17 protein-coding genes are annotated in these 18,703 nt (G+C 64.9%); 14 read left to right on the forward strand and 3 right to left on the reverse strand.

Annotation, left to right across the window (positions count from 1 at the left end; translation table 11 throughout):
* Nucleotides 1–134 precede the first annotated feature (134 nt).
* Nucleotides 135–2,186: a bifunctional tRNA (5-methylaminomethyl-2-thiouridine)(34)-methyltransferase MnmC2/FAD-dependent 5-carboxymethylaminomethyl-2-thiouridine(34) oxidoreductase MnmC1 gene (gene mnmC, locus ACYP5B_RS41370; RefSeq protein ID WP_400099923.1), complete on the reverse strand. Its 2,052-nt coding sequence runs from the start codon at nt 2,184–2,186 to the stop codon at nt 135–137.
* Nucleotides 2,187–2,436: 250 nt separating this feature from the next.
* On the opposite strand from mnmC, the gene ACYP5B_RS41375 reads away from it, so the two are divergent.
* The gene (locus ACYP5B_RS41375) at nt 2,437–3,294 is read left to right on the forward strand and encodes a 23S rRNA (adenine(2030)-N(6))-methyltransferase RlmJ (RefSeq protein WP_043345913.1); all 858 of its coding nucleotides are present in this window, start codon (nt 2,437–2,439) and stop codon (nt 3,292–3,294) included.
* 123 nt (nt 3,295–3,417) lie between these two features.
* On the opposite strand, the gene ACYP5B_RS41380 is transcribed toward ACYP5B_RS41375, so the two are convergent.
* Nucleotides 3,418–3,669, reverse strand: coding sequence for a DUF1488 family protein (locus ACYP5B_RS41380; protein ID WP_043345911.1), 252 nt, complete (start codon nt 3,667–3,669; stop codon nt 3,418–3,420).
* 333 nt (nt 3,670–4,002) lie between these two features.
* On the opposite strand from ACYP5B_RS41380, the gene ACYP5B_RS41385 reads away from it, so the two are divergent.
* The 11 genes from ACYP5B_RS41385 (at nt 4,003) to ACYP5B_RS41435 (ending at nt 16,749) form a co-directional block, all read left to right on the forward strand.
* Nucleotides 4,003–4,494, forward strand: coding sequence for a hypothetical protein (locus tag ACYP5B_RS41385; protein ID WP_459573488.1), 492 nt, complete (start codon nt 4,003–4,005; stop codon nt 4,492–4,494).
* A 210-nt stretch (nt 4,495–4,704) separates the two neighbouring features.
* Complete coding sequence (locus ACYP5B_RS41390; protein ID WP_267602259.1) at nt 4,705–5,208, forward strand: sigma-70 family RNA polymerase sigma factor; 504 nt, start codon at nt 4,705–4,707, stop codon at nt 5,206–5,208.
* 69 nt (nt 5,209–5,277) lie between these two features.
* Nucleotides 5,278–6,279: a FecR family protein gene (locus ACYP5B_RS41395; protein ID WP_459573489.1), complete on the forward strand. Its 1,002-nt coding sequence runs from the start codon at nt 5,278–5,280 to the stop codon at nt 6,277–6,279.
* Nucleotides 6,280–6,459: 180 nt separating this feature from the next.
* A complete protein-coding gene (locus ACYP5B_RS41400; RefSeq protein WP_459573568.1) occupies nt 6,460–8,922 on the forward strand; it encodes a TonB-dependent receptor in 2,463 nt (820 codons plus the stop codon).
* 74 nt (nt 8,923–8,996) lie between these two features.
* On the forward strand, nt 8,997–10,160 hold the full coding sequence (dinB, locus tag ACYP5B_RS41405; protein ID WP_459573490.1) for a DNA polymerase IV: 1,164 nt from the start codon (nt 8,997–8,999) through the stop codon (nt 10,158–10,160).
* Nucleotides 10,161–10,511: 351 nt separating this feature from the next.
* Entirely contained in the window at nt 10,512–11,966 is a 1,455-nt protein-coding gene (locus tag ACYP5B_RS41410) for a sensor domain-containing diguanylate cyclase (protein WP_459573491.1), read from the forward strand.
* A gap of 198 nt (nt 11,967–12,164) precedes the next feature.
* Nucleotides 12,165–12,686, forward strand: coding sequence for a hypothetical protein (locus ACYP5B_RS41415; protein ID WP_459573493.1), 522 nt, complete (start codon nt 12,165–12,167; stop codon nt 12,684–12,686).
* Nucleotides 12,687–12,888: 202 nt separating this feature from the next.
* On the forward strand, nt 12,889–13,410 hold the full coding sequence (locus tag ACYP5B_RS41420) for a hypothetical protein (RefSeq protein ID WP_459573495.1): 522 nt from the start codon (nt 12,889–12,891) through the stop codon (nt 13,408–13,410).
* Between the two features lie 175 nt (nt 13,411–13,585).
* Nucleotides 13,586–13,966, forward strand: a complete 381-nt coding sequence (locus ACYP5B_RS41425) for a helix-turn-helix domain-containing protein (RefSeq protein WP_400099897.1) — start codon at nt 13,586–13,588, stop codon at nt 13,964–13,966.
* Nucleotides 13,967–14,068: 102 nt separating this feature from the next.
* Nucleotides 14,069–14,302, forward strand: coding sequence for a DUF2188 domain-containing protein (locus ACYP5B_RS41430; RefSeq protein WP_400099895.1), 234 nt, complete (start codon nt 14,069–14,071; stop codon nt 14,300–14,302).
* Nucleotides 14,303–14,778: 476 nt separating this feature from the next.
* Nucleotides 14,779–16,749 (forward strand): PAS domain-containing hybrid sensor histidine kinase/response regulator, encoded by a 1,971-nt coding sequence (locus ACYP5B_RS41435; protein WP_459573496.1) that lies wholly within the window; start codon nt 14,779–14,781, stop codon nt 16,747–16,749.
* Nucleotides 16,750–17,018: 269 nt separating this feature from the next.
* On the opposite strand, the gene ACYP5B_RS41440 is transcribed toward ACYP5B_RS41435, so the two are convergent.
* Nucleotides 17,019–17,186, reverse strand: coding sequence for a hypothetical protein (locus ACYP5B_RS41440; RefSeq protein ID WP_459573497.1), 168 nt, complete (start codon nt 17,184–17,186; stop codon nt 17,019–17,021).
* Nucleotides 17,187–17,755: 569 nt separating this feature from the next.
* On the opposite strand from ACYP5B_RS41440, the gene ACYP5B_RS41445 reads away from it, so the two are divergent.
* Nucleotides 17,756–17,989 (forward strand): DUF2188 domain-containing protein, encoded by a 234-nt coding sequence (locus ACYP5B_RS41445; protein WP_267602249.1) that lies wholly within the window; start codon nt 17,756–17,758, stop codon nt 17,987–17,989.
* A 252-nt stretch (nt 17,990–18,241) separates the two neighbouring features.
* Nucleotides 18,242–18,622, forward strand: coding sequence for a helix-turn-helix domain-containing protein (locus tag ACYP5B_RS41450; RefSeq protein WP_459573498.1), 381 nt, complete (start codon nt 18,242–18,244; stop codon nt 18,620–18,622).
* Nucleotides 18,623–18,703: the final 81 nt, after the last annotated feature.

Raw genomic sequence — 18,703 nt, forward strand, 5'->3', positions numbered from 1 at the left:
CGCGAACCCACGCAAACCGAATCGGACGCAGGACACGCGCAAGAAAATGGCGTTTCCAGAGCATCCGCAGGCGCAGGTCCACGCAAACGGAAAACGGGGATTATCGCACGGTTTTCATTCGGTTCCGGCAGTTTTTACCCGGGAACCGGCTCGGCGGGCACATCGCCGCTTTCACCGCCAGCGTCGCCTGCACCGCTCGCCACCTGCCCCTGGCGCAAGGCACGCACCAGCAGCCGCGCCGGATCGATGGCCTCGGCCAGCTCGAGTTCGAGCGGCAATGGCTCCCCTTCGATCTGGCTGGCCAGCAATTCCGCCCCCAATGCGGCCCATGTGAGGCCGCGCGAGCCATATGCAAGTGCCGCGTACAGCCCCGGCAGGCGAGGGATATCCCTTAGGCGCGCCCCGCTGAGCGCGGCGGCGTCCCGCGCCGCCTGGGCCTCGTCGGCCACGCGGCCGATCAGCGGCAGGCGGTTGTGCGAGACGCTGCGCACGCCAACGTAGCCTGTGAGCGTTGCCGGATCCAGGCTGGCGGCCGCGCCGGCAAGCGCGGGCAGCAAAGCGGCCAGCCGGGCGAGGTTCTCGGCGTGCACTTCAGGGCGCTCGTCCAGCGCGCCGGCATCCTGCCCATCCGGCTCGTAGCTGGAGCCGATGCGCGCGGTGCCGTCCGCCGCGCGCGGCAGCAGGTAGCCAGTGCCGGTGACCACGCAATCGGGCCATTCGCCAAGGCGTGCCAGCGCCGCCGGCTCCAGCGTGGTGAGCTGGCCGCGCACCCGGTCGATCGTCATATGGCGCAGCGCAAGCAAGCGCAGCGCTTCGTGCGCGTTGGCCACCACCACCACCGGCGCTGCGGCCAGCACCGCGCCCGCCTCGTCCAGCGCCTGCCAGCCATCCGCGACACGCGCCAGCCGTGCCACCCGGCTGCCATAGCGCGCCGTTACCGCCGCCGCGGCCTGCGCCAGCTGCGCGCGGCAGATCTCGGGCGGCGGCGCCCAGCCGCCCTGCCCAAACCACAGCCCGCCGTGGGGTACCGGCGCGCCATGCCGGCTGGCGGCTTCCTCGGCGCTCATCCAGCGCGCGAACGCCTCCGGAAAGCCCAAGGCGGCGAGAGCCGCCTGCTGGATGCCCGCGTCCTCCTCGCCCGCGCCGGTCTGCAGCACGCCGCAGCCCTGCCAGCCGGGCGCATGTCCCGCCGCCGCCAGCGCCGCCCAGGTCCGCAGGGACTGCAGGTTGCCGGCCCGCGACAAGCGCGACAGGACACTGTCATCCGAGGACAAATGCGGATGCATGGCGGCGGCGCGGTGGGCCGAGGTCAACTGCGCCGGGCCCTCGTGGGCATCGAACAACGTCACGCGCCAGCCACGCGCGGCCAGCCGCTCGGTGACCGCGCAGCCGGCCAGGCCAGCGCCGATGACGATCGCGTGCCGCTCGGGCCAGGCCGCGGCACACGGCGGCGGCTGCCGCCGCGTGCCGCGCATGACAGGAAAGCGCGCCACGGTCATCGGCGGCGCGCCGCCAGATCCTGGGGCCGAACCGACCGCGAAGCCGGCTGCTTGCAAACCCCGCTGGAAGGCGCTGTCCGCCACATGTGTGGCCAGCGTGGCCTCCGGGCGCGCCAGCCGGGCCAGGCGCTTCATCAGTTGCGGCTGCCACATATCGGGATTGCGCGCCGGCGAAAAGCCGTCCAGGTAGAAGGCATCCGCACCCAGCACCAGCCGCGGCAGCACGGCATCGAAATCGCCAAACGCCAGCGTCAGCACGACCGCCCCGCCCTCGAATTCCAGCCGGTGCAGGCCGGGCAACGCCGGCGGCCACGCGGCCCTCAGCTCGGCGGCCAGCGGCGCGAGCGCCGCCTGAGCGCCAAGGCTGGCATGCATCGCGGCAAGCCCCGCGCTGGTAAACGGATGCTTCTCCACCGACACGAAATGGAGCCGCCGGCAACGCCTGGGATCGTCTCGCCATGCCTGCCAGGTTGCCAGGAAGTTCAACCCGAGCCCAAAACCGGCCTCCAGGATCACGAACTGCTCGCGCCCGCCCCAGGCCTGCGGCAAGCCGCAGCCGGCCAGGAAGACTTGACGGGCCCTCTCCAGGCCATCCGCGTTACCGTGGTAGACCTCGTCGTAGCGCGGCGAGTAGGGCGAGCCTGAAGCGGAAAAAGCGGGCTCGGCGGGTTCTAAGGCGCGGAATATGGACAAGGGGACAAGGGGACAAAGGTCCGCAGATTGGGAAATGCGGGGGCGCGTCAGACGCGAAATGCGTTGGGACTGGAAGATGGCGAAGGCGCTCGCAATCGCAATCGCCAGCAATCGCCCGCCAGGCGCGCCCTGCGGCATGCCGCCGGCGCGCCCCAAAGCCCGGCGATGGTAGCATAGCGCCCTATGCCGCCGGCCCCTCCAGGCCGGCACCCGCACGCCCCGCACGCCCTTTTCCCGCCTCGCCATGCTCAGCTACCGTCATGCCTTCCACGCCGGCAACCACGCCGATGTTCTCAAACACGCCATCGTGGTCCAGTTGCTGGAGCAGTTGAGCCAGAAAGACAAGCCCTTCTGGTACATCGACACGCACGCCGGTGCCGGGCTGTACGCGCTCGACCACGCCTACGCGCAGAAAAAAGGCGAGTTCGAGACCGGCATCGCCCGGCTGTGGCAGGCCGCCGCCGCCAAGCGGCCCATGCCGACGCTGGTCGAGGATTACCTGGAACAGGTACGCACGCTGAACCCGGACGGCAACCTGAAGCACTACCCTGGCTCGCCCTGGCTTGCCTGGCAGATGCTGCGGGACGCGGACCGCCTGCGCCTGTTCGAGATGCACAGCACGGAAATCCAGGTGCTGCGCGATAACTTCCGTGGCGCCGGCCGCCGCGTCATGCTGTACGACGGCGACGGCTTTACCGGCATCAACGCCATCCTGCCCCCGCCGCCGCGCCGCGCGCTGGTGCTGATCGATCCATCTTACGAAGACAAGCAGGACTACGGCCGCGTGGTGCGCAGCCTGCAGGATTGCCTGCAGCGCTTTGCCACCGGCATGTACGCAATCTGGTATCCCGAGGTGCAGCGCCGCGAATCCGTGCAGTTGCCGGTGCAGCTGAAAAAGCTGCCGCTCAAGAGCTGGCTGCACGTCACCCTGCGCGTCAAGCACCCGGTCGCCGGCGGGCTGGGCCTGCACGGCAGCGGCATGTTCATCGTCAATCCGCCGTGGCGCCTGAAGGAAACCCTGGAGGCAGCCATGCCCGCCCTGGTGACGATGCTGCGCCAGGACGACGGCGCCGGCTTCACGCTGGAAGCGCAGGAAAGCTGATCCTCGCGCCGGTTGGCGGACAGGATGGCAGCGGAACCCGCACCGCCGCCGCCGCGCACGGCAAAGGCATCGTGACAGGCGAGCACCTGTCACGATCGGAACTGCCAAGCGATCGAACCGCCGTCAGGAGATGGTGTACCTGTTCTGCCGGCTGCGGGAATAGAGCCCTCGCGCGAGTTCCAGGATGTGGTCGCGATGGCGGTCGAATGCCTCCAGCACAGCGGGCTCGTCCGGGCGTAGTTCGGGGCTGAGGTTGGAGAGTACCGCGCGGTCGACCTCGAAGGAGATTTCACGCGAACTGTCGTAGCCCCAGAAACATACGCAATGCCTGGATGGGTCGTAACTCCGGCTGGGATTGGGGAAATTGAGTGCCATATCTGCATCGTAGTCCGATTCGCGCCCCTCCGTACGGTATAGAAGGCGTGGCAGCCGTATTTGCGCCGGATTCAGCAGCCAGCTCCCCGGCAAGTCTGGAGAGGACCGCTTTCCCTTGTCATTTCACCCACCTGCGGCGTCGCTTTTTGCTGGCCGGACATGACGCGACATATGCACCGGGAAGACCAGATCTAAGCATCTTCTACTTCGCCCGCGAACGGCTAGACCGTACGATTCCCGAAACATGCACGGCGGCACGTCCACCGTGGTCCGGGACAGGACGGCAACCATAAAGCCGGCCGCCGGAAATCAACACAAGGGTCAAGGGGTCATATGGAAAGCTTGCGCGGAGCCAGAAACGGGTGGGCGCCTGACGTCGAGGTGACGGACAGGGGCATCTGGAAAAACACCATTGCCGCAGCCAGCCACGCGCTGGAAACCGTCGCGCTCATCGAGCACGGCGTTGGCATGACATTAAAGCTGCAGCGCAAGGTCCGCGCGCTGCGCGAGCGGTTGCACGCAACGCAAACCGAGCTCGACCGCTACCGCGACATGCACGCCGCCGCCATGCAAGCGTTGCGGCAGGCCGAGGCGACACCGCCCGAAGACACCGGGCGGCTGCGCGCCGAAGCCGAAGCCCTGCAGATGCGCAACCGAGCCTACAAGCTGCTGGTCGAGCATTACGCGCGGGCCGGCATTCCCATCGATCTGGCCGTCTTCGCCAGGCAGCGCCGCCAGGTCCTCCAGCACATCCTGTTCCAGCAACGCCGCGGAGTCGCCCCGGCGCAGATCAGCGTCGACGATATCGCGTTCCTGCTGCGCTGATCCCATCGCCGGGGCGAAAGAGATTCCGTCGTCCATTGCGACCATCGCGGGCCAGCCGGAGTTGCTTACACCGGCTGCGCTTTCAAAGGCCCGCGCAGTTCGCGGGCTTTTTTTTCCCCGGCGGGCGGGCTCAATGTAGCTATTGACGAACATTGATCGCACAAATGATAATACGTCGCATTTGCAACCATTCGCAGCCGCGCGCACGCCATGTCGTCACATCCCTCGCGCGCGTTCGGCTTGTTCGCCTACTACGAAGAACTGGTCGGCACCTGGACTCGCAAGCTCGCCAATCGCTTTGATGCCGAGGACCTGACCCAGGACGCGCTGCTCAAGGTACTGGAGCGCAAAGGCAGCCCGCCCGAACATCCCCGCGCCTACCTGCACCAGACCGCCCGCCACCTTGCCATTGACGCCTACCGGCGCGAGGGCGGCCGGCAAGCGCTCCCGCTTGACAGCATCGACGCGCATCACGCAAGCTCCGGCGATCCCGAAGCCGCGCTCCACGCGGTTCAGCTCGCCAACGCGCTCGAGCAGGCGCTGGCGGAACTGCCGCTCACATGCCGTCAGGTCTTTGTCTGGCAACGCCTTGAGGGGCTCTCCCAGCAAGAGATCGCCGAGCGCCTTCAGGTCTCCAGGAACATGGTCGAGAAACACATGATCCGCACGATGCGCCATCTGCGCGACCGGCTCGGCCCGCAAGCACCCCATTGAGTACCGCGCCTTGATCCAGGCTCCAGCCCCCTCCTCCTTGCCCCCAACCCTGCTTGGGGCGGCACGCAGATGACAACCCCGGACGCTCCCCGCGAAGCCGCGGCACGCTGGTTTGCGCGCACCCGCGATGGCTCGCTCAGCGAGCAGGAACGCCTTGAGATGGCGGCCTGGCTCGACGCCAGCCCCGTGCACCGGGCCGAATACACGGCGCTGGAGCGCATCTGGCAAGCAGCCGGCACGCTCGACCCGGAGCGCCTGCGCGCCCTTGCGATAAGCCCTGCACCGGCGGCCGCCGCCCGGAGATCGCGACCCGCCTTGCGCGCGGCCATGCTGGCCAGCCTCTGCGCGGTGGCCGTCGGCGCCGCGTGGCTCGTCCGCCAGCAGGCCGCGCCCGGACCGACTACCTATGCGGCCAGCGATGCAAGCCACTACACAGCCAGCTTCAGCACCGCGCCCGGCGAGCGGCGACGCGTCACGCTGCCCGACGGCTCCGTCGTGGAGCTCAATACGCGCACGCGGCTATCGGTGCGATTCGAGCCGGGCCAGCGCACCGTGACCCTGGCCGACGGCGAGGCCATGTTCGAGGTGGCGCACGCCAGCGAGCGGCCCTTCGTGGTCGATGCCGGCAGCGGCACCGTCACGGTCACCGGCACCCGCTTCGACGTGCGCCGGGATGGCGCGGAGGTCGCGGTCGCGGTCGAATCCGGGTCGGTGGGCGTGCAAGGCCGCAGCGCGGCGCCGTCTGCCGCGCGCCTGTCGGCCGGCCTTGGCACGCGCATTGCCGCAGATGGCCGGGTCGCGCCGGCGGCGGCGGTCGATCTCGGCGCCGCCATGGCGTGGCGCGAAGGCAAGCTGCTGTTCAAGGACCAACCGCTGTCACTGGTGGCCGCCGAGGTCTCCCGCTACCGGCGCAGCCCGGTCAGGATCAGCGACGCCGGCACCGGCGCGCTGCGCCTGAGCAGCGTGTTCCGTGCCGACGATACCGACGCCCTGCTCGCGGCCCTGCCTCAGTTCCTCCCGGTGGGCGTGCGCACCCTTGCCGATGGCAGCGCGGAAATATATTCACGCTAGATTCAGGTTTTTGCTCCGCGTTTCGTCTTCTCCCGGAACGTGCCCGCGCGCTGCGGGCCTGCGTCCCTTTATGCCAACCCGGCCTATCCGAGAAGACCCGACGTGACCCAGCAACATCCTGAGAAGCAGCAACAGATCCCGGCCCGCCACGCACGCGCCAAGCCCCTCCTGATGGCCACCATGGCCGCCACGCTGATCGGCGCCATTGCCGCGCCGGCCACCGCGCAGCCGGCCCAGCAAACACCGCTGGCGATCGACATCCGTGCCCAGCCCCTGGCCGATGCGCTCACGCAGCTCGGCCGGCAAACCTCGCTGCAGTTGTTCTTCACGCCCGCGTTGGTGGCTGGCAAGCAGGCCCCGGCCGTGCACGGCAGCATGCCCGCCGAAGCCGCGCTCGATACGCTGCTCAAGGGCAGCGGCATCCGCTACCAGCGCAATGGCAGCGGCATCGTGCTGCAGCCAGTGGGCCAGGCCGGTGCCGCCGCGCCGATCGCCGCCACCACGGCATTGGCCGCAACGGCAACGGCAACGACGGCCGCGCCCGCCCCGGAGCCGGCCAGGATGCTCGAAGCCGTGGAGGTCACCGCCTCGCGAACCTCCAGCGACCTGATGAGCCCCGCGCGGCAAGTCACGGTCATCGACCGCGCGGAGCTCGACGAGCTGAAAACCGGCTCCGACAGCGTCGCCACCCTGCTCTCCAAGGTCATTCCCGGCATGGCCGACTCCAGCCATACCGTGACCGATTTCGGCCAGACCTTGCGGGGACGCGGCATGCTGGTCCTCGTCGACGGCATCCCCTTGAACACCAACCGGGACTCGGCGCGTAACCTCGCCAACGTGGACCCGGCGCTGATCGAGCGCATCGAGGTCCTGCGCGGCAGCAGCGCCATCTACGGCGGCGGGGCCACCGGGGGCATCGTCTCCATCAACACGCGCCCGGCCGGCGGCCCGCCGCTGTCGGAGACCACGTTCTCGCTCACCTCTGCGCTCTCCCGGCTGCGCGCGGACGGCTTGTCCGGCCAGCTGCAGCAGCATGTCTCCGGCAGCGAAGGGATGGTCGACTATGCCTTCGACGTAGGCGCCCGCCGCATCGGCAGCGCCTACGATGCGCGCAGCCAGCGCATCGCCCCGGAACCCAGCCAGGGTGACCTGTTCCAGTCCGACAACTACAACCTCGGCGGCAAGCTCGGCCTGCGCCTGACGCCCGAGCAGCGTGTGCAGCTTGCGGTGAGCCATTTCAACGCCAGGCAGGACACCGACTACGCCTCCGACCCATCGGTGGCGCGCCTGGCGCCGGGCAGCGTGCCCGCGCGCGCCATCAGCGGCCTGCAACTCGCCGACCAGAACCAGATCCGCAACACGCTGGTCAATCTCGAATACGAGCACAAGGACCTGGCAGGCAGCGCGGTCTCCGCGCAGCTTTACTACCGCGACTACTTCACGCGCTTCACGCCCTTCGACGCGCGCGCGGTGGCCACCCGCGGCGGCAATGTCGACCAGTCCATGCAGAACTCCGACGTGTTCGGCAGCCGGCTCACCATCAAGACGCCGCTGGACAGCGCCAAGCGCACCCGCCTGGTGTGGGGCCTGGACTTCGAGCAGGAGCGCAGCGACATGCCGATCGACATCTTCGATCCCAAGGCCTATGACGCCAGCGGCGGGCGCGTCTTCAACAGGACCGGCACGCTGACCTACATGCCGCAGATCACCACGCGCAGCCTGGGCGGCTTTGGCCAGCTCCAGCATAAGTTCAACGAGCAGTGGTCGGCCGAGGGCGGCCTGCGATACCAGTACGCCAACGCCCGCTTCAACGACTTCGTGCCACTGTCGCAATCGCGCGTGGCGCAGCCGGCGACCGTAAAGGGCGGCGCAGTCGACTACACCGCGCTGCTGGGCAATGTCGGCGTGGTGTACAAGCCGGTCAAGGGGCACGAGGTCTATGCCTCGTTCAGCCAGGGCTTCAACCTGCCCGACATCGGCCTGCAGGTGCGCAACGCGCGCGCCGGCTTCGACATCGGCTCGTCCGACCTGCAGCCGGTCAAGACCAACAACTACGAGCTCGGCTGGCGCGGCGCCTTCGGCAACACCCTGACCTCGCTGGCGGTGTTCTACACCACCTCCGACCTGGGCGACGTGCAAAGCTTCAACAACGGCCTGATCCTGACCCGCACCGCCGAGCGCATCCATGGCGTGGAAGCCTCGGCCGACTACCTGTCCGACAACGAGCAATGGGGCAGCGGCGGCACCTTCACCTGGATGCGCGGCCGCGAAACCCCGCAAGGCAGCCCGAGCCAGCAGATGAGCGGCTACCGCATCCCGCCCCTCAAGCTGACCGGCTATGTGCAGTACCGGCCCACGCCCGCCTGGAGCAACCGCCTGCAAGCCGCCTTCTTCGCCGGGCACGACTACCGGCTCAACGGCGTCGACAGCTTCGGCCGGCGCGATGTGGCCAGCTACACCACGCTGGACCTCATCAGCCGCTACCAGGTCAGCAAGAAAGACACCGTCACGGTAGGCATCCAGAACCTGCTGAACCGCTACTACTACCCGCTCTACAGCCAGCTCCTGCGCAACAGCAACAACACCTCGCACCTGCCCGCGGCAGGCATCGTCATGACGGCCACCTACGTGCATCGCTGGTAGAAAGAGCGGGGGCACCAAGGTATTGTCGGCAGAATTCGATATACTGTATATGCATACAGTCATTCGCGGACACCATGTCATCTGCCCCCCGCCGCATCGCCCACCTGGATATGGACGCGTTCTACGCGTCCGTTGAGCTATTGCGATACCCGGAACTGCGCGGCATGCCCGTGGTGATCGGTGGTGGACGAAATGCGGTACCCGAGATACTTCCCGACGGCAGCCGGCGCTTTGCGCGGCTGCGCGACTATGCCGGGCGCGGCGTGGTCACCACGTCCACCTACGAAGCCCGCGCGCTGGGCGTATTCTCCGCCATGGGCATGATGAAGGCCGCGCAGCTCGCCCCCGACGCCATCCTGCTGCCGACGGATTTCGACTCGTACCGGCACTACTCCCGCCTGTTCAAGGCCGCCGTCGCCACATTCACGAGCGAGATCGAAGACCGCGGCATCGACGAGATCTACATCGACCTGAGCGACGTCCCAGGCGAGAGCGCCGATATCGGCACCCGCATCAAGCAAGCGGTGCGCGAAGCCACGGGACTGAGCTGCTCCATCTGCATCGCCCCCAACAAGCTCCTCGCCAAGATTGGCTCCGAGCTCGACAAACCCGACGGGCTCACCCTGCTGGCAGCCAGCGATGTGCCACTGCGCATCTGGCCGCTGCCCGTGCGCAAGGTCAACGGGATCGGCCCCAAAGCCACCGAAAAGCTCACAGCGCTGGGCATCGCCACGGTCGGCGAGCTCGCCAGCGCGGACCTCGGCATGCTGCAGAGCCATTTCGGCCGCAGCTACGCCGCATGGCTAGCCGAGATCGCGCAAGGCCACGACGAGCGCCCGGTTGTCACCAGCTCCGAGCCCAAGTCGATGAGCCGCGAAACCACGTTCGAGCGGGACCTGCATCCCAAGCATGACCGCCAGATGCTCTCCGAAGTCTTCACCGGCCTGTGCCAGCGCCTGGCGGAAGACCTTCGCCGCAAGGGCTACGTGGGCCGCACCATCGGCGTCAAGCTGCGCTACGACGACTTTCACACCGTCACCCGCGACCTCAGCATGCCCGAGCCGACGGCAGACGCCGCACAGCTGCGGCGCGCCGCCACCGAATGCGTCAAACGCGTTGCCCTGGATCGAAAGATTCGCTTGCTGGGCGTAAGGGTCAGCGCGCTGACGCCCGCGGGAGAACTGGCGCCGGCTGCGCTGCCGGTACAGGCAGAGCTGCCTTTCGCCGACAACGCTTAGCAGACCCCGCCGCGAACCGATCTGTCTGCTAGTATTGGCAAGCCACGCGCAACTCGCAGCACCGGCGCGCAATCAACACCTTCGGGCTAACGTCAATTGTCATTTGACCTGGATATGCGGGCCTCTACCGAAGCTGAAACCAGACATGATCGCATCGACACCGCGAGGCCGCTGAACCTTACAGTCCCATTACAACAAGAGCGGTTTGACGCGCTGACACGCCTCGCGCGGCACCTCTTCAAGGTCCCGGTTGCGCTGGTTACGCTGCATGACGCACTGCATGACGCGCCCCCTGGCGATGCACCCATCCTCATCGACGGCCTGCGCATGGCCTTTCACGCGGCGTGCCCCTTGACCACATCGAGCGGCAGCCAGCTTGGCGCCTTCTGCCTGTTCGATGCCGGACCGCGCGAACTGGACCAGGCGCAGCGCGGCCTCCTGCAAGACTTTGCCGACATGGCGGTCGCCATCATCGAGCGCGACCTGGCCCAGGCCAAACTGAACGACGACGCCAGCAGGCTGCAGGAAAGCGAGCAACGGCTGGAGCTGGCCATCGCGGGAAGCGGCACGGGCGTCTGGGACCGGGATATCCAGGCGGGCAAGATCCACTACTCGGCCGGCTGGAAAGCCATCATCGGCTATGAAGAGTCCGAGATCACCAACCGGATCGAAGACAGCTATACCCGCATCCATCCCGACGACCTCGCCTACGTCCAGGCCACCATACAAGCCCACTTCAACCAGGAGACGGAAAGCTACGCGGTGGACCACCGGATCCGCTGCAAGGACGGCAGCTATAAATGGATATCCAGCCGCGGCAAGGTGGTCAGCCGCGCCGGCAACGGCGAGCCGCTGCGCATGATCGGCACCACCACCGATATCACGGCCATCCAGGCACTCTCCGAAGAGCTGCGGCAAACCGTCGACCTGATCACCAGCCTGACCAACGAAGTCCCCGGCCTGGTGTTCCAGCATCGCCTGCTGCCAACGGGGGAATCCTTCCTCCCCTACGCCAGCGCCGGCATTACCGACATCTACGAGCTCACGCCGCAACAGGTAGCCGCCAGCACGGCCCCCATCCACGCCGTCATCCATCCCGACGATCTCGAAGCCTACTGCGCGTCGCTGCACGCGTGCGCCGCCAGCCTGACGCCATGGCACCTCGAGTACCGCGTCGAACTACCCAGGCAAGGGCTGCGCTGGCGGCAGGGCGACGCACGCCCCCGGCGGCTCGACGACGGCAGCACGCTGTGGCACGGGTTTATCACCGACGTGACCGAGCGCAAGCGCATCGAGGGAGAACTGCAGGAATTTGCGACCATCGATTTCCTGACGCAACTACCCAATCGCCGCCACTTCGTCGAACGGATCGAACAGGAGCTCGCCCGGATCCGGCGGGCCGACAGCCGCCCTGCCACCGTCCTGACCTTTGACCTCGACCACTTCAAAACCATCAACGACACCTGGGGCCACGCCATGGGCGACCACGCCCTGCGGTGTTTCGCGGCGCTGCTGCGCAATGCGCTGCAAAAGCACGATTTCGCCGGGCGCATCGGCGGCGAAGAGTTTGCGGTGGTGCTCCCCGATGCCAGCCTTGATACGGCGACACGATTTGCCAGGCGCATACAGCATCAGATCACGGAAACCGCACTGCTTGACGGCAACCAGACCATCGCGCTGACCGTCAGCGTCGGCATTGCTCTCATGCATGCCACCGATGCCAGCGCGGACCTATCCCTCTTGCGCAGCGACGGGGCGCTCTACCGCGCCAAGGAACGCGGCCGTAACCGTATCGAGTGTTACTGATCCACGCCAGGCCGGTGACTGGCGTAGCCATACCCACGACCACGACGCGCCGGCAAAATCCCCTGCAACCCGGCCAAGCCCTCATCCCATTAAACAAGACCCGAAAGCTATCCCTGCCTTATATATTACCTATTAGTCATTGAATTTACAGTACCAGCAGCAAATTTACCTTCAGGTAATGCACGGGTTTAATGGGCCATGGATATTCAAGATACACGTGAACAGCGCCTAGCCCAGATCATGGCCGAACAGTTCGGCGGCTCCATCGCACGCCTGTCAGACCGGCTCGACCGCGACCCCTCATACTTCTCCCGCATATTCTCGGACACAGGCAAAGCCGGAAAGAAACGCATCGGCGAACATCTCGCACGCGACATCGAAGCCAAGCTCGGCCTGCCGCGCCTATGGCTGGACGGCGACGCGCAAGACGCAGCCGCACCCCCAAAAGAAGAAACCCTGCCGCCCGATATAGCCGCCCGCTTTGCCCGACTGATCAATGGCTTGCGCAACGAAGACATTGACCGGTTGCTCGCGGCCATCGAATTGATCACGCAGGTCGAAACCGTACGATCGGTGCGTAAATACGGAAAAAACACCAAAGCTGCCCGCGTGCTGAAGACCGACGGGAGAAACACGGCATTCAAGCCAGCCAGCAACGCCGTTCACGAAAGCGGCACACCGGCACCTGGCAAGCCACGCAAGAAGAAGTCCGCAAGCTGAGATGAGCGCGGTTTCCGGCTTGCCGGATATACCGCCTCCCCCTCCACGCTCCGCATGATCCCCTTGGGCGACTTCAATTACCCATTGAACTTGCTTTTATGATTACCTATAGGTAATCTTTGACACCGGTTCCCTGAAAGTGCGGAGGTACCCACGCGGGCACGCCAAGCCACAGGCGAACGAACACGACCAAGGAAACTTCATGCTTATAGGACTCTGCGGCCGCCCAGGCTCCGGCCAGGACCTCATCACGAACTACCTGACCTCCGGGAACCACACCTTCCTCGTCGCCACCTTCGACGCACCGCTGCGCCACATGATCCAGGCCTGCGCGGGCATCAATGAGACGTACTTCGGCCCAGCCAAACTCCACGACGTCATCCCGGCGCTCGGCAAGTCGCCCGCCCAACTGCTGCAAAGGCTTCGTGAATCCTGGAACCGTGCGCCGATGGATCCGGATGTGTTGGTCAAGTACTTCGCGGAAACGCTAGCCCGGCTCGACGGCCGCGATGTTGTGGTCCCCGATGTGTCCACGCAAGCAGAGGCTGAGTTCATACAGGCGCGCGGTGGACGGTTGATCCGGGTCGTTTCGCCAGGTGTGCTAGGGGCTGACCCGTTGATCAAGCGGGCGTGGATTGATCTGGAGCTGGAGGTGGGCGAGGAGTCGGACTGGCTGTATGGGGAGATTGATGCGATTGTGGGCGAGGAGGTTCTGGTGGGTTGAGGTTGACCAGGAAAACGATTTCGCGAGAAGCCCGCAACGGCAACCAGCAAACAATATTTGCATCATTGTTAGCAGCAAATGCCTAACATGAATATGCACACTATCGCGTTCACCAGGCAGGTGGCGCGGGCGCCCGGACCATGCCTGGGAACGCCCATCGAGGAGGTGCCTTCCAATGGTCAATATCCAGTTCATCGAACGCGACGGCCGCCCCGAGTTCGCGGTAGTGCCCATCGAGGTGTGGGAGCGCATCCAGCATCGGGTCCAGGACCGGGACGATGCCATGCTGTTCGACCACGCCAGGGCCCAAGACAACGGCTTTCGCCTCCCCGCCGCTATCCTGGACGCTGAGCTAGCAGGTGATAGCCCAGTCAAGGCCTGGCGGGAATATCGCCGCATGACCCAGGATGCGCTGGCCACAGCGGCGGGCCTTAGCAAGCCCTACCTTAGCCAGATCGAGAACCGCAAGCGCGATGGCAGCCCCGAGGTTTTCCAGAGCCTGGCGGCAGCGCTGCACGTACCGCTCGACGTATTGGTCGGGCAGCCGGAGAAATAGCGCGAGATCCGAGCTATAGGCCTGAGTGTGGGACACCACCCACAATCTGGCGGACAAACCATCTCCTGAAACAGCAGTAGAGCACTGCTCAGGGAGACAGACATGGATTCGAAACCGCAACGCAATGTACACGTCGTTCCTCATGGCGACGGGTGGGACATCATCCATGAGGGGGCGAAGGGTGAAAGAGCACACTTCCTCACTCAGGAGGAAGCTGTAGAAGCCGCCACGGTGATTGCACAGCGCGAGAAGGTGGAGCTGCTGGTGCACGGCCAGGATGGCCAGATCCGTACGCGCAATAGCTACGGCCATGATCCCAGGAGTGTAAGGGGCTGATCATGACGTGGCGGCTGCCGGGCCCTGGCTTGGCGGAGTGGACGCCACGAGGTGGTTCCCCTGGCTCGCCACGTAGTCCCCCCCCTGCTTCGCGTAATAACCAAGGGCATGAGAGCGCTGCATGTACTCGTGCTCCTTGGCTCCATGCCAATGGCCCGGGGAGTAGAAGCGGTATTGCACTTGTTAAGCTTAAGCTTTTACAACGTGAATATCGGCTTGTATCGGCTTGTTCCGCGCGATTTACCTGGTCTTCTGTTTTGTCGCTCGCCACGCAATTGAATCTGGGGTGAACCTGATCGAGCACCTGGCCCTTCGGGGTGGCTGCCCGGTTTTCCCAAGGCAATCCGACTGCCAGCTGCGCTCGCAAAAAAAACGGGGGAAGGCCATGGATTGTGCCGGGCCAGGAAGCGGCCTATATTCCACAAAGGATAAGCCCGTATTGTCGTTGCAGCCCCACAAACTCGATGCCCCCAGCTATGTCCGTGCCCGATTCTGGCGCTACTGATCACACCCAATCGGTGTCTTCCGCGCCTCCCTTCGCCCTTCTCGACGAACACTTCCGCTTACTCGTTGAAGGCATCGAGAACTATGCCATCTACCTTCTCGACCCGATCGGCCGCGTGACGAGCTGGAATCCCGGCGCCGAAAAGATCAAGGGCTACACTTCCAAGGAGATCATTGGCAGGCACTTTTCCGCGTTCTACACGGAGGAAGGGCGCGCCCTGGGTGCACCGGAGCGCGAGTTGCGCGAAGCGGCCAGGTGCGGGCGGCTCGAGGATGAAGGATGGCGCGTGCGTAAAGATGGCACCCGCTTTTGGGCGAACGTTGTCATCACCGCGTTGCGCCATCCCAATGGCGAAATCTGGGGTTACGCCAAAATCACACGCGACCTAACGGAGCGCCGGCGCACGGAAGAAGCGCTGCGTCAAAGCGAGGAGACTCTCCGCCTGCTGGTGGAAGGCGTGAAAGACTACGCGATCTTCCTGCTTGATCCCCAAGGCAACGTCATGACCTGGAATCCTGGCGCCGAAAGCATCAAGGGGTATCGACGCGATGAGATCATCGGGCGGCATTTCTCGACTTTCTATCCGGCTGAAGACATCGCTGCCGGAAAGCCGGCCAGGGAGCTTTTGCAGGCCGAGCGAGAGGGTAGCCTCGAAGACGAGGGTTGGCGCGTGCGCAAGGACGGCACCCTGTTTTGGGCAAACGTCATCATCACAGCGGTCTATGACGCCGAGAAAAGGCTGCGGGGATTCGCCAAGGTCACGCGTGACATGAGTGAGCGCAAGCGGCTTGCTGAGCTCGAGGCCTCCAGCCAGAGAATGAACGAGTTCCTGGCGACGCTCTCCCATGAGTTGCGCAACCCGCTCGCGCCCATTCGGAACGCGGTCAATGCCATTGCGCTCCAACCCGAGAACCGGAGCGTCGTCGACCGCTGTCACGCCTTGATTGATCGCCAGGTCACGCACCTGACCCGCCTGGTGGATGACCTGCTCGATGTGGGTCGCATCACTGCCGGGAAGGTCCAGCTCCGGATTGAGACGGTCGACATCCGCGAGATCATCGAACTCGGCGTCGAGGCCGCGCGCCCCACACTTGATGCCCGTTCGCAACAGATATCGCTCAATCTGCCAACTACACCAACCTTGATGGAGGCGGACCGCACGCGACTCACTCAGATCGTCCAGAATCTGGTTCTGAATGCATCCAAGTTTTCCCCCCCGTCTACCTCGATAGAGGTCAACGTGGTCACCGCTAGTCGCCAACTGACGATCTCGATCACCGATCAAGGTTGCGGCCTGCCGCCGGATTCCCTTGGTTCGATCTTCAATCTCTTCGTGCAGGATCGCCGTTGGCACGGTAGTCACGAGGGCGGCCTTGGAATTGGCCTATCGGTTTGCCGCTCGCTGGTCGAGCTTCACGGCGGGACGATTTCCGCGGCAAGCAAGGGACTCGGCAAAGGAAGTACTTTCACCATCCGGCTTCCATACCGCCCCGCGGCCCTCCACCTCAAGGACGCGGGCGCAGGAACAGCGAAGGCAACAAAGCCAAGCCTGCGGATCCTGATCGTCGACGACAACCGAGACTCAGCGGACAGCCTCGCCATGCTCTTGGAACTTCAGGGGCACCTTCCCACAATCGCCTACGACGGTCCCCATGCTCTGGCTATCGCCGAGAAATGCAGGCCACAGATCGCCTTCATCGACCTGGCGATGCCCGGCATGAGCGGCTATGCCGTGGTCCGTGCACTCAAGAATCTACCCCAGCTGTCGGATACGCGGTTTGTAGCAATGACAGGTTTTGGTCAGCCGGACGATCATCAGCGAAGCCGCGACGCGGGATTCGATTTCCACGTCGTGAAGCCCATTGAACTGCCTACCATTCTGGAGTTGGTCGAACGCACATTGGCCATCGGGGATAGCCCTCGAACGAACCAAAGGCCTTGAGCGAGCCGCACGGGCGCCGCGCGAGCCACGGGTCAAAGCGGCAGGGTAGATACCCTGGGAATTCCGCAATGTGCAATATGCACGACGAAAACATCATCCTTTCGGATTCTGTTCAGCGCCGCGTGATTTCTCTACATTGACGACGGGCAGACAGCACTATTGCCCATCCTTCACGGTGCCCGTCCCTCACCCCGGTGCGGGCATTTTTTTGCCCTGGCCGCGTGTGTCGGACGGCGCCCTATGGCGGAGCTGGTAAGGCCCTCACACCCCTAAGGATCTTTGGTACGCGTACGCGAAACAGCCCCCATGATGCCCAGGCCGAGGACGATGACGCATATGATGCCCACGTAGACCTGGGCCACACCTGCCGTAACGAGACCCCATGCAATACCGCCGACGAGCAGCAGCAGTCCAACGAGGAAGAGCGCAAATGACATGAGACAGCTCCTTGCAGAACGCCGCTGTGGCTGCGGCATAAGAACAATCTAGGCGGCGCGCCCGCCGACAGGCATCGGGGGATGGCGGAGATGCACGTAGGCCTGTTCTTACACGCACGTCATCGTGGCGCGACCGCAATGGCGGCCCTACCCGCACGAACTGTTTGCTGCTGCGCCGGTGCCGCGCGCCTTGGGTGCAGAGCCCCCTCCACTAGTTCGGAGATGTAGGACACCACCCTCTGGCGCCCCTGGTTCTCAGGTTCACGACCGCGGCCTGGCTTGCGGACCGCACCTGGATCTCGACGCGGCAGGCATTGAACTGGGCAAGCAGGACCGTGATCAGCTGCTTGTCCGCCTCGAGTGTTCCTGGCGAGAGCACTGGCTCGGCATCGCTCATCGAACCTCCTCATTCTCGACGTTTATTGCCGGTTCCGACGGCAGGCTGACCGGTTAGTCTGCCGGCACAGCCTGAGAATGATTGCTTTGACACCAAGGCGGACACCGCCCACTATCGAGAGTGGCAAAGCATCGCCTACAACAACAGTAGAACATCACTCAGGGAGACAGCCATGGATACAAAACCGCAACGCAACGTACACGTCGTCCCCCACGGCGACGGGTGGGACATCATCCATGAGGGGGCCAAGGGTGAAAGAGCACACTTCCTGACTCAGGAGGAAGCGGTGGAAGCCGCCACGGCGATTGCACAGCGCGAGAAGGTGGAGTTGCTGGTGCATGGGCAGGATGGGCAGATCCGCTCGCGCAATAGCTACGGGCATGACCCTCGCAGTGTGAGAGGCTGATCATGGCCAGTGGGTGCCCGCCACTGGCTCGCGGCGCCGTCTCAGTACTGACACCCACTGAATTTCGCAGTGTGCAGCATGCGGTACAGAACTTCATGCGGTCCGAGCGCTGCCTTGTGGCCGAAGGATTCGACGCGCTTTGTTTGCGCTCCGGTTAGCGCATAGCTAACATGAAAATGCACACTGTAGCGTCACCAGGCAAGCGGCCCGGGCCCTCGCGCTGCCTGCCAAACCCCGTGGAGGTGCCGACCCATGATCAACATTCAATTCATCGAACGCGATGGCCGCCCCGAGTTCGCGGTGGTGCCCATTGAAGTGTGGGAGCGCATCAAACGTCGGGTCGGGGAGCTCGACGACGCAGCGCTGCACGGGCAGGCCAAGACTCGGGATGACGGTTTTCGGATCCCCGCCGCCATACTGGATGCCGAACTCTCCGGCGATAACCCGGTGAAGGCCTGGCGCGAATACCGCCGCATGACCCAGGATGCGCTGGCGACCGCGACGGGCCTCAGCAAGCCCTATCTCAGCCAGATCGAGAACCGCAAACGTGATGGCAGCATCGAGGTATTCCAGAGCCTCGCGGCAGCGCTTTGCGTGCCGATCGACGTACTGGTTGAGCAGCCAGGAAAATAATCCGCATTCAACCTGAAGACCTGGCCATCGGGCGCAAGTACCGAAAGCCAGGTCGGTCTCTCTTCAGGTTCCCTGTCTCTC

The organism is Cupriavidus sp. 8B (assembly GCF_054589115.1).

Bases quoted from the DNA above. Each gene is read 5' to 3' on its own strand.
- ACYP5B_RS41395 (WP_459573489.1), top strand. From the start codon at position 5,278: ATGACAACCCCGGACGCTCCCCGCGAAGCCGCGGCACGCTGGTTTGCG.
- ACYP5B_RS41445 (WP_267602249.1), top strand. From the start codon at position 17,756: ATGGATACAAAACCGCAACGCAACGTACACGTCGTCCCCCACGGCGAC.
- ACYP5B_RS41415 (WP_459573493.1), top strand. From the start codon at position 12,165: ATGGATATTCAAGATACACGTGAACAGCGCCTAGCCCAGATCATGGCC.
- ACYP5B_RS41385 (WP_459573488.1), top strand. From the start codon at position 4,003: ATGGAAAGCTTGCGCGGAGCCAGAAACGGGTGGGCGCCTGACGTCGAG.
- ACYP5B_RS41440 (WP_459573497.1), bottom strand. From the start codon at position 17,186: ATGTCATTTGCGCTCTTCCTCGTTGGACTGCTGCTGCTCGTCGGCGGT.
- ACYP5B_RS41425 (WP_400099897.1), top strand. From the start codon at position 13,586: ATGGTCAATATCCAGTTCATCGAACGCGACGGCCGCCCCGAGTTCGCG.
- dinB (WP_459573490.1), top strand. From the start codon at position 8,997: ATGTCATCTGCCCCCCGCCGCATCGCCCACCTGGATATGGACGCGTTC.
- ACYP5B_RS41430 (WP_400099895.1), top strand. From the start codon at position 14,069: ATGGATTCGAAACCGCAACGCAATGTACACGTCGTTCCTCATGGCGAC.
- ACYP5B_RS41400 (WP_459573568.1), top strand. From the start codon at position 6,460: ATGGCCGCCACGCTGATCGGCGCCATTGCCGCGCCGGCCACCGCGCAG.
- ACYP5B_RS41380 (WP_043345911.1), bottom strand. From the start codon at position 3,669: ATGGCACTCAATTTCCCCAATCCCAGCCGGAGTTACGACCCATCCAGG.
- ACYP5B_RS41390 (WP_267602259.1), top strand. From the start codon at position 4,705: ATGTCGTCACATCCCTCGCGCGCGTTCGGCTTGTTCGCCTACTACGAA.
- ACYP5B_RS41375 (WP_043345913.1), top strand. From the start codon at position 2,437: ATGCTCAGCTACCGTCATGCCTTCCACGCCGGCAACCACGCCGATGTT.
- ACYP5B_RS41420 (WP_459573495.1), top strand. From the start codon at position 12,889: ATGCTTATAGGACTCTGCGGCCGCCCAGGCTCCGGCCAGGACCTCATC.
- ACYP5B_RS41435 (WP_459573496.1), top strand. From the start codon at position 14,779: ATGTCCGTGCCCGATTCTGGCGCTACTGATCACACCCAATCGGTGTCT.
- ACYP5B_RS41450 (WP_459573498.1), top strand. From the start codon at position 18,242: ATGATCAACATTCAATTCATCGAACGCGATGGCCGCCCCGAGTTCGCG.